The following is a 14,794-nucleotide window of genomic DNA, read 5'->3' on the forward strand; positions in this document are numbered from 1 at the left end:
GATGCTTCCCTCTATCCTTGCGCGGCAAGTCCGGGCCGGCGTTGAAGACCAGCTGCGTGCCTCGTTCTCGCCGTCGACGAAGGCCTTCGAGAACATCATTGAAAGCTTCCTTGATGAGCCGGAGGCACTCATCAAGGGACCATGGCTGTCGCTCGACATGCCCTTCCGGCGCAGTGAGCGGGCTGAGGAGTTCTTCCCGGACGTTCCGCTCGGGTTCAGGCCGTACAGGCACCAGGAGCGGGCGTTCGAGCGCCTCTCCGGGATACGCCCCAAATCGACCCTCGTGGCGACCGGAACCGGATCGGGCAAGACGGAGTGCTTCCTCCTGCCCGTGCTCGACAGCTGCGCCAAGGCCAAGGGCGAGCCTGGTATCAAGGCGATCATCATCTACCCGATGAACGCCCTGGCGACCGACCAGGCGCGACGGATCGCAAAGCTCATCGACAAGAACCCGAGGCTCAAGGGCCTGCGGGCTGGCATCTACGCTGATGAGCGTCCCCAAAACGCGTCGTCGGTGATGACGCCAACCTGGATCATCGACTCCCGCGATGCTCTGGTGAAGAACCCGCCAGACATCCTTCTCACCAACTACAAGATGCTCGACTATATGCTCGTCCGCCCGGAGGAGCGCGAGATCTGGGAGAAGAACCGGCCCGACACCCTCCGCCACCTGATCGTTGACGAGCTTCACACTTTTGACGGCGCCCAAGGTACGGACCTGGCCAGCCTGATCCGGCGCCTCAAGGATCGCCTGAAGATGCGCAGCGGCGATCTCTGCTGCGTCGGCACCTCGGCGACCCTCGGCGGGCCCGAGGCCATCGAGGACCTCGTGGCCTACGCGCGCGAGATATTCGACGAGCCATTTGACGCCTCGTCGGTGGTCCTGGAGGACCGCCAGTCGGTCAACGAGTATCTGGAGGACATCCAGATCACAGCGTTGGACGTGCCGGCCGAGGATCAGATCACCGCACTTGTGCGCAAGACGGACGACCTCACGCCTGAGGAGCTCGTGCGGCTTGCCTTCGGCTTCTGGCTCAAGGCCCAGCCTCCCAGGGATGTCTCGGCCACGGATTGGCGGGTGTCCCTCGGACACATGCTGGACGGGCACGTTTTCTTCCAGACGCTCCTGAAAATCCTGAAGGGACGTCCGCGGTCCTACACCGACATCAAGGAGGAGTTTCGCCGCAACAAGCTCTACCGGGGACTCGGCGACGACCACCTCGACGCCCTGATCGACACCCTGACGGCTTTGATCGCGCATGCGCGACGGATCTATCCGGACGCCGTCGACGAGTCCGGCAAGCCCATCCCGATGCCGTTCTTCAACGTCCGTCATCAGCTCTGGCTGCGCGAGCTCCGGCGCATGGTGGCCAATGTCGGAACGACGCCGCGCCTGCAGCATCACGATGACCTGGGCTTTGAGGAGCAGCAGCGCGCCCTTCCGGTCATCCATTGCCGGGCCTGCGGCGGCGCGGGATGGGCCACCGTCACGCCGAACGACGAACGCCGCCCGTTGGGGGCGGAACTCCAGGAGGTTTACAGCGCCTATTTCGGCTACTCGGATCGCCTCCGCTTCATCTTCCGGGAGTCGCCGGTTCCGCGGATCAAGCGCCGGGTTGTTGGCCAGACGCGGTCCGCCTGGCTCTGCACCGAGTGCCTGGTGCCACACTATGGCGAAACCTGCCCGGAGGGCGGCTGTGGGTCCTGCCGCGCATCCACGGACAAACTCATCGAGGTCTTCGTTCATAAGCCGGGGCGCCTCACCGACGAGAAGTTCCGGGTCGACCACGATTGCACCTTCTGCGGGGCTCCCAATGGCCTCGGCATTCTGGGGGCGCAGTCCGTCACGTTGGTGACGGGCATGGTGGCGACCATGTTCGGGTCGGACCACAACGATGACCCCAAGCTCCTGACCTTCTCAGACTCCGTGCAGGATGCCGCGCACCGGGCCGGCGTCCTGCAGGCCCGGAACGCCTCCAACGTGTTCAGGGCTGGCCTGTCCCGCTTCGTGTGCGAGGCCGTAGCGCCGAACATGGAGACCGTCGAGGCCGAAGCCCCCAAGGCGATGCAGAAGGCGCTGGGCGACAAGACGCCGGACGGCGATTTCGTTGCCACGTACCTGCCGGCCGACATGGAATGGCGCAACGACTACAAGGCGCTCCTTGCAACGGACGAGCTTCCGCCGGGAAGCAAGCTGCCGGAGTACCTTCAGCAAAGGCTCGCCTGGGAGAGCTTCGCGGAACTCACCTTCCGCTCGCGCCTTGGCGCCACGGTCGAAAGGACCGGACTCGCCGCCCCGCATACCGACCTCTCTCTGGTCGGGCCCCTGTGCGAGGAGATCGCCGCAAGAATGCGGAACGATCTTGGGATGGCCTCGGATGCGATCTCCCAGGAGGACCTGCTTCGTTTCCTCGTTGGCCTCCTCGATCATATGCGGGCCCGCGGAGCCGTCGCGACCGACATCACTAGGCTTTACGTGGCCCGGGAGGCGAACTGGTACGCGGTGGTGAGGGCGCATCCGCACGGGCGTTCGCTGCCGCAGTACGCCCCGGCCGCACCCAAGCCAACGTTCCCGTCCAACCGCGTCCTGCGGGGCTTCGAGCCCGTGGCCACTGACGGCATCGGGGGCTGGTATGTGCCCTGGTTCCTTAAGTGGTTCGAGCACAAGCTGGTTCTCACGGGCGATTTGTACCGCGATTTCTACAACCTGATGTTCAAGGTCCTGGAGAACCGCAACCTCGTCGAGCGCCTTCCCATCGGCGTCGGAAAGGATGTCGCGGCCACCTGCGCCTGGGGATTGAAGCCCGAAACCGTCCGGGTGCATGCCAAGTCCGCCACCGTCCGCTGCGACACGTGCGGCAACCTGCATCACATCCCCGCCGCCCAGGAGTTCGTCGACGTCTGGACAGGCATGCGATGCACCCGGGTGGGCTGCGAAGGATCCATGGGACTGGACGGCGATGCGCGCCGCAACCGTTTCCGCACCCGGATCCTCACCAAGGGACGCATCAAGCGGGTTATCGCGGCGGAGCACACCGGTCTGCTGGGGCGTGAGCAGCGGCAGGAAGTCGAACGGCGGTTCATGACGGATGACCGCAAGACCTGGTATCCGAACCTGCTCGCCGCGACGCCGACGCTGGAAATGGGCATCAACATTGGCGACCTGTCCACCCTGGTGCTGTGCTCGGTTCCGCCCGAGCAGGCCAACTATGTCCAGCGCATCGGGCGCACCGGACGCCGTGACGGCAACTCGCTCAACGTGACCGTTGCGACCGCCAGGCCACATGACATGTGGTATTGGGCCGATCCGGAGGAAATGATCTCCGGCAAGGTGCGGACCCCGGGCGTCCACCTGAAGGCGGTGGCGATCCTGAAGCGCCAGTTCGCCGCCTACACGCTGGATCGCTGGGTGTCGGAGGCTGGCGCCGGCGTGAAGAGCTACGGCAAGGTCCGCGATGCGCTCAACGCCATAACGGCGAAGAACCAGAATGCCTTCCCGCTGTTCTGGTTCAAGTTCGTCGAGGAGAAGGCCGAGAGCCTGTTCAACGATTTCTGTCGCCTGTTCCCACGGCTTCTGGAGGACACCGAGGCCTTGGAGGCCCTCCGGGCGTTCGCGTTCGGGGGTGAGAACGACAGTCTCGCCTATGCCGTCGCGAACGAGTTCGCCGGCGTCTCCGCCGAGATCTCCGCAATCCAGGAGCGCATGGACGCCGCATCGGCCATGGCGAAGAAGCTCAAGGCCGAGCAGCCGCCGCCCACCGACCTGAAGGAGCGCCTGGACGCGCTTGACCGCGAGAAGCGGGCCCTGGGGATGATCAAACGCGAGATCAACAGCGGCGACATCGTCGGCTTCCTCACGGACCGGGGCATTCTCCCGAACTATCTCTTCCCCGAGCAGGGCGTCACGCTAAAGTCGATCCTGTATCGCACGGAGGTTGCGAGCGAGGAGGACAAGGCCCCGACCATCACGGAGTACATGAGGCCAGCGGCGGCGGCCCTGGGCGAGTTCGCCCCAAGCGCGCTGTTCTATGCCGACAGCCGCAAGCTCAAGATCGATCAAATCGATCTTTCGGCCTCGCCCATCGAACATTGGCGGGTCTGCCCGGACTGCACCCACATGGCGCTCGCGCAGGCCGAGACGACGGAGGAGGGCTGTCCTTGCTGCGGCTCCAAGATGTGGGCCGACAAGGGCGCTCGGCGGCCCATGATCCGCCTGAAGCAGGTCTACGCCGTCGGCAACGACCGGAACACCCGAATCGGCGATGACGGGGACGAGCGTGAGACCCGCTACTTCGACCGCGACTACCTGCCTGCGTTCGAGCGCAACCAGATTGGAAACGCCTATGCGGTCGAGGACGGCGCCCTGCCGTTCGCCTTCGAGCATCTCCGGCGCTGCACCTTCCGCGAGGTCAACTTCGGCGAAAACGGCGACACGCCGTCCGGGCAGAAGGTGGCCGGCGAGCGCCGCCTCGGGCACGGGTTCTCCCTCTGCCGTTCCTGCGGACGGGTTCAGGATCCCGAAGAAATCCGCCGCATGCGCCGGGACGGCTCCAAGAAGGGGCTCCATCAACCGCGTTGCCATGAGGTGAATTCCGAGGATGACGACACCTACGTCTCGGTCGTCTACCTGTACCGGGAGTTCACATCCGAGGCGATCCGGTTCCTGCTGCCGCTCGCCTCATCCAAGGACCACGACAAGGTGAAGTCCCTGCGCGCGGCGATGGACCTCGGCCTGCGCCTCCACTTCAAGGGCAAGGTCGACCATCTTCGCACGTCGCTGGTGGAGACGGCCGACGGCCCGCTCACCCGGCGGTACCTGTACCTCTACGACACCGTCCCCGGCGGAACGGGCTATCTCAAGCAGCTCGCCACCAGGCCGGACGAGATGCAGGACGTGTTCGCGCTTGCCTTGGCCCACATGCGTGACTGCGTCTGCAACACGGATCCGCGCAAGGACGGCTGCCCGCGGTGCATCCGCTCGCATGCCTCGACGTTCGGCCGCGGGGAGGTGTCGCGCGACACGGCCAGCGGCATCATCGCCGAAATCCTGGCTGACTGGGACAAGCTGCGCCCCGTCGACAACGTCGATGGCGTGAAGCTGAACAAGGCCCTTGAGAGCGAGCTTGAGGCGATGTTCGTCGCCCGCTTCAGGGACAACGTGCAGGCTGCGGGGGGCAAGTTCATCAAGGCCGTGGTCAACGCACAGCCCGGATTCTTCGTGAAGCACGGGGATGGCGAGTGGCGGCTCCAGCCGCAGGTGGACCTCAGCAAGCATTTCCCGGGTGTGCCCAAGACCCGCGCCGACTTCGTCCTCTGGCCGGCCGTCCCGACGCCCGGCTCAAAGCCCGTCGCGATCTATCTCGACGGGTGGCAATGGCATCACGACAGGATCCCCAACGACCTGCGGGTGCGCCAGGAGCTCATCCGGTCCGGACACGTCCTGGTGTGGTCGCTGACCTGGGCCGATGTCGAGACCGCGTCCGGAGGTGAGGCGAAGAAGCACTTCTGGGATCCTTCCTCGTCGCTGCCGGGACCCATGCTCAATCGCCTTACGGATGGAGAGCAGACCCTGACGGACCTCAGGGCCGTCCTGGAGGCCGCGCCGTTCGATCAGTTCCTGCGGTACGTCCGCTGCCCGGACATGACCGCTTGGACGGGAAGGGCGTGCGCGCTCTCGACCGGTCTGTTCCTGTCCGGCATGCAGGCCGGCAAGGATCCCAAGGCCGTCATGGCGGCCACGGAAGAGTTCAGCGGTGACGCCGGGCGGGCGACGCTGGAGGCGATGCCGGGCACGCCACTCTATGGCTACAGGCTCGACAAGGGCGTGGGGTGCGTGACGGTCGCGGTCGAGCAGCCGTGGCGGCCGCCCGAATGGCCCCAGGGCCGCACGCTGACCACGGTCGTCGGGTTCGAGCACCGCCTGGCGGAGTCGCCGGAAGCCAAGAAGGCCTGGAATGGCGCCCTGCGGCTTCTTAACCTGCTTCAGTTCGGAGGCCCCTTGTACGTCGGCTGCACGGAGGAGATCGGACTTGATCCCGCTCCCCGGCCGGCGCCCGAGCAGGAGGATGCCTACAGCGAGGCGTGGGCCGACGTGGAGCGCCTAGTTCTCGCCGACCTGCTGCCGCTCGTGCGGAAGCTGAGGCAGAAGGTTCCGCCGGTCACGCCGCCGGAGGCCCTCTACGAGGTGGCGGATGCGGAAGGAAACGCCATCGGAACCTTGGAGCTTGCCTGGCCCGAGCAAAAGAAGGGGATCGTGCTTGAACCCGACCTCGCACGCCTCTTCCCGGGCTGGACGATCATCGTCTATGCCGGGCAGGACAACATCTTTGAAGACGATCCAGTGGGAGAGCCGGCATGACCGCGCGGAAGCCTGACGTTCACATCATGATCGACGCGCTGCTGTCGCAGAATCGGCTGCCCCGCGCGGTTCAGGACAAGGCGGCGAAGCTCATCCTCAAGCTCAAGAACGATCCCGCCGCGAACGGGATCAACTTCGAGAGCATCGAGGGTGCCCGTGATCGCCACATGAAGTCGGCTCGGATCGACCAGGGCCACCGCGCCATCGTGTACGACCGCGGTGGTGCCCTGATCGTGCTGTGGATGGACAAGCACGACGACGCTTACCGCTGGGCGCGTGACCGCATCATCGATGTCAACCCGCTCACCGCCTCGGTGCAGGTCACCGACATGAGCCTGGTCGAGGTTCCCCCCGCGGCCCAGGCCGCAGGGGCCGCCGAGAAACCCCGGTTCGCCGATTACAGCGATGCCAACCTGGTTGCCGTCGGCGTTCCCGAGGCGCTGCTGCCGGCCATCCGGGCCATCCGGACCGACGAGGAACTTGAAGCCAACAAGCCGGGTATCCCGGCCGACGCTTACGACGCCCTGGTTTGCCTGGCGGCCGGCTACTCTGTTGAGGAGACGCTGGAGGAGTTGGAGCGCACCACCGCTTCCAACATTTCCGCGGACGACTTCGCCGCGGCTCTCAAGACCCCGGAAAGCCAACGCTCGTTCTGGTTCGTCGAGGACGACCAGGAGCTCCAGAAGGTGCTCGACGAACCGCTGGAGTTCTGGCGCATCTTCCTCCATCCATCGCAGCGCAAGCTCGTGAACCGGCAGTGGAATGGCCCAGTTCTCGTCAGGGGTGGCGCCGGCACCGGCAAGACCGTGGTCGCGATGCACCGCGCCCGCTACCTGGCCGGCCGCCTGATCACCGCGAAGGACGCGTTGGGCAAGATCCTCTTTACGACCTTCACTTCCAACCTCGCGGCTGATGTCAAAGCCAACCTGATCAATCTTTGCTCTCAGGAGGAGATGGACCGGATCGAGGTCATGCATCTTGATGGATGGGTGACCGATTTCCTCCGTCGCCAGGGCTATCAGCGTGAAATCCTGTACGGGGATGATCCCCGCCAGACGGATGCATGGGATGCCGCCTTCCGGGTCCATGGCAAGGACATTGGGCTGAGCCTGGAGTTCCTGCGGGACGAATGGCGCCAGGTCGTTCAGGCGAACGGCATCTCCGACATGCCTGGATACCTCAGGGTGCAGCGGACCGGGCGTGGCACATCCATCGACCGGAAGACCAAGGAAAAGGTCTGGGCCGTGTTCGCGGCCTACCGCGCCAGGCTCGACGAGGAGCAGCTCTCCGAGCCCGAGGACGCTTATCGGCACGCCCGCGATATCCTGCGTGCCAAGCCGGCCCTGCTGCCCTACCGGGCCATCATGGTCGACGAGGCGCAGGACCTTGGGGCCGAGGCCTTCCGGCTGATTGCGGAGATCGCTCCAAAGGCCGATGGCGTCGCCGGCCCCGACAGCCTGTTCATTGTCGGGGATGCGCACCAGCGCATCTACGGCCGGCGGGCGGCCATGTCGAAGTGCGGCATCAATGTGCGGGGCCGCAGCCGCAAGCTCCGGATCTGCTACCGCACCTCCGACGAGATCCGGCGTTTCGCTGAGGCCATCATTCAGGGCGTTACGGTCGATGACCTCGACGACTCCACCGACGACCTGAAGGGCTACCGCAGCCTCTTCCACGGTCCGCGGCCGGACATCGCCATCACCTCCTCTCCGGAGGACGAACTGTCGGCGCTCGTGGAATGGATCGAGCGCTGCAAGGCAGACGGCATCGAGGAGAGCGAGATCTGCGTCCTTGCGCGCACGAACGATCTCGTGAAGGCAGCGGCCGACGGGCTGAAGGCCCTCGGCTTCAAGGTGAACATGCTCGCGCGGAAGAAGGCGGACGACCGGACCAAGGCCGGATTGCGCCTTGGCACGATGCATCGCGCCAAAGGGCTGGAGTTCGCGGCTATCGCCATCGTCGATGTCAACGACGGTGTGATGCCACCGCGCTGGCTCTTAGATGCCGCGCCTGATGCCGCGATCAGGCGGCAGGTCATTGAGGCGGACAAGGCGCTCCTGCACGTCTCGTCCACGCGGGCCAAGAAACGCCTTTTCGTAGCGACTTCGGGGGATGCGAGCGACCTGCTGCCAAAAGCAACGGCGGGTGATCGGAAGGCAGCACAGCAGGCGAGGGCAGCGTGATGAGTTCAAGCACTTCCGCTGCCTTTGCGGATCCGGCCATTGATGAGGCTCTGCAGCGATTCATGCTGCCGGCATTCTGGTCTGGCTTCAAGGACGAAGCTCCCTTCGTCCATCCACAGGATCGCCCGGTCATCGCCAAGTCTCCCCATGGAGGGTGGCTTGCGACGGCCGCCGCCGAGAACTTCGACACCGTCGTTCAGACGGACAGCCTCGGTGTCGGAGATGACCGGTTCTATTTCTCGCTTCTCCCTGTCCCATATGCAGGCGACCTCGCCCGGGCTGACATCTTCATCCTCCTGCTGAACCCGGGTGGTGGCGGCGTTTTCGACTTTCATGTCGAGTATCGCTGCCCCTCTTGGCGGGATCGTGTCCTGGGCAACCTCTCCCAGGCCGTCCACGGGATGGAGTTCCCCAACCTCAACCTGGATCCAGAGTTTTGCTGGACAGGCGGCTATCAGTGGTGGGAGCGCAAGCTGAGGGCCGTCGCCATGGAGCTTGTCCCTCTGTGTGGGAGCTACCGCAATGCGCTGCGCGAGTTGTCTCGACGCGTCGCATGCATTGAGCTTGTGCCCTATCACTCCACATCTTTTAACGGGCATAAACTCCTTGAGGTCCTTCCCTCGACCCTCCAAGCCCGGCGCTATGTTCGCGATGTACTCCTGCCGCGGGCGCAGGGGGACGAACTCAGCATCATCGTGACCCGCCAGAGCAAGACCTGGGGCCTTCCTGCACAGGAGGGGGTGCCAAGCATAGTCCATTACACGGGCCAACAGGCACGCGGGGTGCATTTCGGACCCACCACAACAGGCGGGCGCGAGATCCTGCGGCGGATCAGGAAAACGGGACCTCTCAGCTAGACCGGGAAAGTCATGAAGAAGCGTGAACCAAAGAAGCCATCCCGCCTCGGGTTGGAAATCGAGGCGGCCGTGGAGCGCGACCCGCGTTTCGAGCGGCATCAGCCCAACCGGCTCTACCAGTGCACCTTTCGCACCGTGGAGGGGCGCGAGGTTTTCGCTTTCGAGCGAGTCACGCTGGATGCGATCCGATTCTGGCTGCCGCCGACGGAGGCCGTCAAGAAGGCCGTGACCGCAGAGGGCATCGTGGTGCCGGAGATCAGCATCCCTTACCCGGATCGGAATGATCCTGAGCGCTATGGGCGGCTATCAAATCTCTTGGGTGTTCCCGAACTCAAGGATGAGCCGCTGCTTCCTGTTCCCATCATGTCGGCGGATCAGGCCATCCGCATCTTGGCGGCTCTGCCCTGACGCGGCGCCAGGACGACCGTCACCAAATAATCCGCGCCGCAATGTCGAATCGGTATTCTCGTTCTGGGAGGCCAGCCTAAGGAACCATCATGGACATCTATCGAAAAGGATCCATGAGTGTCGGTCCAAGAGCAGACGCCATTCCATCAAGCATCGGCCAAAACTGGAACCGCCGGGAGTTGCGCTCCAAATCAACGGGGGAGATGAACGTGAAGAGTTTTACTGCTCCACGGGTGGCAGCAGCGCTTTGGGTGCTGCTCATCCCAGGACATTCCTATGCCGGCGGCGACTTTCCGGTGGCATCCTGCAAGTCATGGAACGGCACGGTTGTCGAGCGCTTGGGCATCGACACGTCCGCCGCGACGATGAGGGGCATCATCACCAAGGCTGATCTTGAGGAATACTGCGAGCGGGATCCTGGCGGCGAGACGAAGCAATACGGCGGTAAGCTCACGACAGGGCAATGCGTCTCCCGATACCAGAAGACTGAGAGAAACATCGTGCTGGCAGCACAGGCCGACTGCCGTGCGGGGACCATCCAGTTCCGCTACGGCAGCCAGGCGCCACGGAAGGTCAGGTTTCCGCTTGGGGAGGAGGCGGACACGTCTTGCGCTTCCGGCCTGCCACCATTGATCGAGCAATTCAAGATGCTCTGCCCAACGGCGGCACGGCGTATGGGTGTCGAGTAGGGCTTGGATCGAAGATGCTGAATGCCATCCTGCACGGTAAGGGAAGAACCCTTCCAGACGACGTCAAACCAGGCGCATCCCTGAAGAGCACGTTCAAACGCTCGGAGGATCTGCTCACTGCAACCATCTTCGAGCGCTTGTCCTACTTGGACGGGGAGATCATATGGCAACTTCTCCGGAAGACCTTCAAACCGGATCTCCTTCCCAATCGCCGGCTGGCCTCTCTGGAGGAGATCGAATTCTGGCCACTTTGGACCAAGGCGAACTCGCGTCTGAAGAAGGATGTCGAACCCGATGTAGTGCTCCGGTTCGCCGTCGGTGATCCGGCGCGGACTGTCACCCTCATCATCGAAAGCAAGCTGGATGGGGTTCAGTATCCCGACCAATGGGCCCAGCAGTGGATCGCGCATGACGAGGAGTATTCCGGGGAGGACGGTCCGGACGAATGCTATTTCCTAGCCCTGGGCGGGTTAAGGGGCAGTGCCGAAATGACCGTCTCGACTTTCTCCGAGAGAATAGCCGAGCAACACGGCATCAGTGTCCAAGCCGCTGCCGCCGACTGGTCTGATCTTATGACCGCCCTGGATGAGGTTGACATCGAGCGCCGAGATGTCCGCCGCATTGTCACTGATCTTCAGGAGGCTCTAGCGCTTCATGGCTACCGCCGCGTCCGACCCCTCGCTGAGTTGCCCTCCTGTTCCGACCGTCTGCGGGGCAATTTCGAGCGGTCTGCAGCCCAGCTGCGCTCCTGGGCCGTCTCTGATTCCGAACCGGTGCCGATGACAGATCTCGGCGATTTAGCGGGATGGGCGGCAACCACCATGCGGTTCAGGCCGATCCTGTCAGACGGCCGTGTCCTTCGTAAGTTGGAGCTTTGATATGAACGAGATGGTTGAACTCTCGACAGCGTTGACCGATGTGCGGCGCGCTTACAGGCTGCTTTGGTCCTATCAGCGTCGGGCGCTGGACATCATTCGTTTGATCGCCGACGGATTCGACGGACATGAATTCTATCTCTGGGAGCCCGTGAACAATGATCGTCCCGTTGGGAGGCTGAAGGACCCGACCACCCGTTGGGCATGGGACATGCTGCCGATGGGAAAGATGACGTATCTTTGCCTTCCGCAGGGAGCCGAGCGGAACCATCCCAAGGCCGGTGAATGGATGCTCGAAATCACCCTGGACTCGGACACTGGCTTTTCGGATCCCGAGACGGGGGAGGAGCCGGACCCGCAAGACTTCACCGATGTTGCCAAATCCGTGTCGAAGATCAGGCTGGTAGCATGGCAATGCACATCATCAGCTGATCTCAACTGGTACGAGGATGTTTGGAACTCGACCGACTGGCCGGATCAGGACGGAGAGTTGGTGGAACATTCCGATCCGCCGTTCCGGGCATTGAGCAAGGAATACGATTTGAAGCATCTCGCGGACAAGAGCGCGGTGAACAATGCAGTCACCGAGTTCAAGGCCCTGTTGAAAGCTAAGATGGGCATAGAGGCCGCCTAGCAAGAGGGAGGCCGTCGTTGACTCCACCTTGCAGGCAGTCGCATGTGAACACCAACGAACCAGTTGCACTGCCTTCAGGCGCGAATTGCCGCCTGGGGCAATGCCCTTGATCAGCCTGATAGAGACAGAGACGGGTCAACGCCGCTTGGCCAGGATTTGGTCAGCCTTCTCCTTGACCGCTTTGTCCAGCTCGTCTTTCGCCTTAATCGCATCCCCATCGCAGGCTTCGACGAGTTTCGCCCATAAGGTATCGGTCACCCGCGGCGGCTTCTTCGACCGTGTCGTTCTTGCTGGGGCTCTGCCGAGCAACTGCATCGGGTCCTGTGGATCATCCAACCTCAAAGGCCGCTTGGGCTGTGCGAGTGCCTTCAAAATGTGACGTGCAAGCGACCTCACCTCTTCGAAATCAAGATCGGCGACGAGCGTGATGTTTCCGTCGTCGTCCTTGTTCCACACCCTCACACCACTGAACAGGCCGTCACGTTCCAATGGCAGAATATTGAAATGAGCGATGCTGTTGCGGAGAAGCCGAGGAAGGTTCTTGAGCGACCCCGGGTCGACCCTCTCCCTCTCCCCGTCTGCGCCCGTGATTTCAACGCCATTCTTAAGCTCTGTCGGGGATGGGTACACAATCCTGACTGCATCGGGCAGGGGCTTGTAACCCTTCAATAGCTCGCCCAATGCATCTGGAGCCCGCTCGTGTGGGAAGACCAGAACTCCCAGCAACGAGATCAGGAGCTGCGTATCAGAGTAGGGAGCACGGTTCTGATCAGGATCTCCAGGCTTTGGGGCCAGGGACTGGATCAGATCAAGGTTTGCAAGAATGCGCTCCGCAAGCGCCTGCAGGAGGGGGCCGATTGGATATGCCATGGGATATCACGCACCTTTGCGGTGTTTGCGAACTCGAACTTTCAGCAAGAGCGGTGAGAAGGGATCGCAACTAAGATCGGGGTTTTCTGATCAGCGCCAGGAGCCCTTCACAAAGTTCACGTTCAGTCAGGCACTCGGCTGTGAGATAGGCGATATACTCCAGGTCGCTTTCGGCGTCCGAATCCACGTTCCTGTTGCTCAGGTACGCGGCCACGAGGGTGTCGCCCAGGACGTCCATGGCCTGCAGATATTTGCGAAGCCCGCTCGCCTTCGAAAGCAGCTCCGTGCCCCGCGAGTAGTATGGATCGGTAAGTGCAAGCCTTGGCAGCCTTGCGACCTCGGTCAGGAACGCTGCCACGTGGCCCCAGCCGGATTGGTGGGCGCTCTTTGCCCCAATCTCCGGAATGACTTTGTTGTATTCGTAAAGGGGGGCAAACCGCCCATCCATCGCTTTCTCCAAGCGGGCCCTGGCACTGTCCAGGATGCCAGCCAAGGCGGGGTCGTTCTCGCTGAGGGGGCGGCCCATTTGGTCTGCCATGGTGCGCGCGTCGTCGATGATGCGTTTGCTCTGGCGCCCGATGAAGGCTTCTATGTCGCCCCCGATGGCAGCGACCAATGCCGTTCTTCCCTTCTGGTCCTCGTTTTGGAGCTCGGCCTCGAAGAGCGGCCTGGCGAGGGATGGAACCCACCTCTGCGCATCTCCCATCCCGAAGCTGAACTTCCTCAAAAGGGTGGAGCAACGCGTTTTTGCGTTTTCGATCTCCTTCAGCATCTTTTCGTCAGGCAGGATGTTTAGACGGTACTTTGACTCGCGTACCACGGTTCCCGCGGTGTCCTTGCCCTGCTTTTCAAACAGGGTCGGTGGCAAGGGCAGTCGTAATGGGGGCAGGCGGCTTGCCTCGTTGACGATGGCGATTGCGCCCTTCTCGAATACCCCGCTGAGATCCCGCTTCAACGGGTCTATGGGTGTCAAGATGCCGGAGCTGGTGAGCGTTGGTACGGGATTGCCTTCGTCGTCCTCGACTGTGACGTCGCCGGTTTCCGGGTCCACCGTGACCGTGTTCAGAGCCCCTGGCTGATCGTCGAGAAGCTCCTTGTAAGCCTCCCAGAGAAGCCGGCCCTCCTCGGTGCCTTCGGGATGAACCAGGCGAGGGATATCGCACACCTCGCGGGAGAGGCGGGTGGAGCTGCCTTGCACCAAGTCTATCCATTGGCGAAGGCTGTCTGCCTGCTGCAGGCTAAGAGGGAGACCAAGCGTCAGCCGCGTTGCTTCGGGGGCGTTCAGGAGAAAGTTCTGGTCGGCCCCAATCAGGACCGTTCCGCAATCGTCGTTCTCCCGCTGCACCCAGAGGACGTTCGTCGGCGAGGTGACGTTGTCGGTGTGGAGGTACAGATGGAACTCGTAGTCTCCACCGGATGCCACTTGGATCTCGTAAAGGTCCAGCAACACGTCCTTGGTCGTCGGGCAGGCTGCCGACAGCACGATGACCAACTTCACATACCTTGGAGCACCCTTGTCCGAGAGGACCTGGAGGTGTGCCGCCGCTCTGTGGTCCAAGCCTGAAACGACGCCGATCAGGGTGCGTGCGTCCTCAAGGGCGGGAGGGCCGCCCTGGGGGGTGTGGCCGCTGAGTTCCAGCGTGGAAGGACGCAGATACAAGTCCACGCTCTGGGTAGATTTGGAGGGCGAACTCGTCCCGTGGTCAATCGCCTTCTGGTCCATAGGGATTCCCAACATTTGTAGCCGCCCATCAGTAGCACGGCCGCTTAAGCTTAGCGATTCGGCCGCCTTCGGGGCATGGGCTGACTCGGCATGAGTGTGCAGGGCCGGAGAGCCAAGGCATCGGTCAGGGGTGTGGCGGGATAGGCATTGAATCGTCTATTCTTGTATTGGGTATATCTCGGTCCTGGGCGGCCTCT

Annotated in this window: 9 protein-coding genes; 7 read left to right on the top strand and 2 right to left on the bottom strand. The window is 63.0% G+C overall.

Annotated elements, in window-relative coordinates; translation table 11 throughout:
* The first annotated feature begins 1 nt into the window (after position 1).
* The 7 genes from FHR70_RS17150 to FHR70_RS17180 all read left to right on the top strand — a co-directional run bounded on the left by FHR70_RS17150 (position 2) and on the right by FHR70_RS17180 (position 12,004).
* On the top strand, positions 2 to 6,358 hold the full coding sequence (locus FHR70_RS17150) for a DEAD/DEAH box helicase (RefSeq protein WP_183452361.1): 6,357 nt from the start codon (positions 2 to 4) through the stop codon (positions 6,356 to 6,358).
* Complete coding sequence (locus tag FHR70_RS17155; protein WP_183452363.1) at positions 6,355 to 8,541, top strand: UvrD-helicase domain-containing protein; 2,187 nt, start codon at positions 6,355 to 6,357, stop codon at positions 8,539 to 8,541. The genes FHR70_RS17150 and FHR70_RS17155 overlap by 4 nt, the downstream gene beginning before the upstream one ends.
* Positions 8,541 to 9,398 (top strand): hypothetical protein, encoded by an 858-nt coding sequence (locus tag FHR70_RS17160; RefSeq protein ID WP_183452365.1) that lies wholly within the window; start codon positions 8,541 to 8,543, stop codon positions 9,396 to 9,398. Before FHR70_RS17155 ends, FHR70_RS17160 begins: the two co-directional genes overlap by 1 nt.
* Positions 9,399 to 9,410: 12 nt before the next feature.
* On the top strand, positions 9,411 to 9,806 hold the full coding sequence (locus FHR70_RS17165; RefSeq protein ID WP_183452367.1) for a hypothetical protein: 396 nt from the start codon (positions 9,411 to 9,413) through the stop codon (positions 9,804 to 9,806).
* A 209-nt stretch (positions 9,807 to 10,015) separates the two neighbouring features.
* Complete coding sequence (locus FHR70_RS17170) at positions 10,016 to 10,495, top strand: hypothetical protein (protein ID WP_343058834.1); 480 nt, start codon at positions 10,016 to 10,018, stop codon at positions 10,493 to 10,495.
* A gap of 14 nt (positions 10,496 to 10,509) precedes the next feature.
* On the top strand, positions 10,510 to 11,373 hold the full coding sequence (locus FHR70_RS17175; protein WP_183452369.1) for a hypothetical protein: 864 nt from the start codon (positions 10,510 to 10,512) through the stop codon (positions 11,371 to 11,373).
* 1 nt (position 11,374) lies between these two features.
* The gene (locus FHR70_RS17180; RefSeq protein WP_183452371.1) at positions 11,375 to 12,004 is read left to right on the top strand and encodes a hypothetical protein; all 630 of its coding nucleotides are present in this window, start codon (positions 11,375 to 11,377) and stop codon (positions 12,002 to 12,004) included.
* A 135-nt stretch (positions 12,005 to 12,139) separates the two neighbouring features.
* Here the strand turns inward: FHR70_RS17180 and FHR70_RS17185 are convergent, their stop codons facing one another.
* Both FHR70_RS17185 and FHR70_RS17190 read right to left on the bottom strand, forming a co-directional pair.
* Positions 12,140 to 12,874 carry a HEPN family nuclease gene (locus FHR70_RS17185; protein ID WP_183452373.1) on the bottom strand — a complete coding sequence of 245 codons (735 nt, stop codon included), beginning with the start codon at positions 12,872 to 12,874 and terminating at the stop codon, positions 12,140 to 12,142.
* A 70-nt stretch (positions 12,875 to 12,944) separates the two neighbouring features.
* Positions 12,945 to 14,597 (bottom strand): hypothetical protein, encoded by a 1,653-nt coding sequence (locus FHR70_RS17190; RefSeq protein WP_183452374.1) that lies wholly within the window; start codon positions 14,595 to 14,597, stop codon positions 12,945 to 12,947.
* Positions 14,598 to 14,794: the final 197 nt, after the last annotated feature.

This window comes from Microvirga lupini, assembly GCF_014191055.1.
In the GTDB taxonomy this organism is placed as follows: Bacteria; Pseudomonadota; Alphaproteobacteria; order Rhizobiales; family Beijerinckiaceae; genus Microvirga; species Microvirga lupini_A.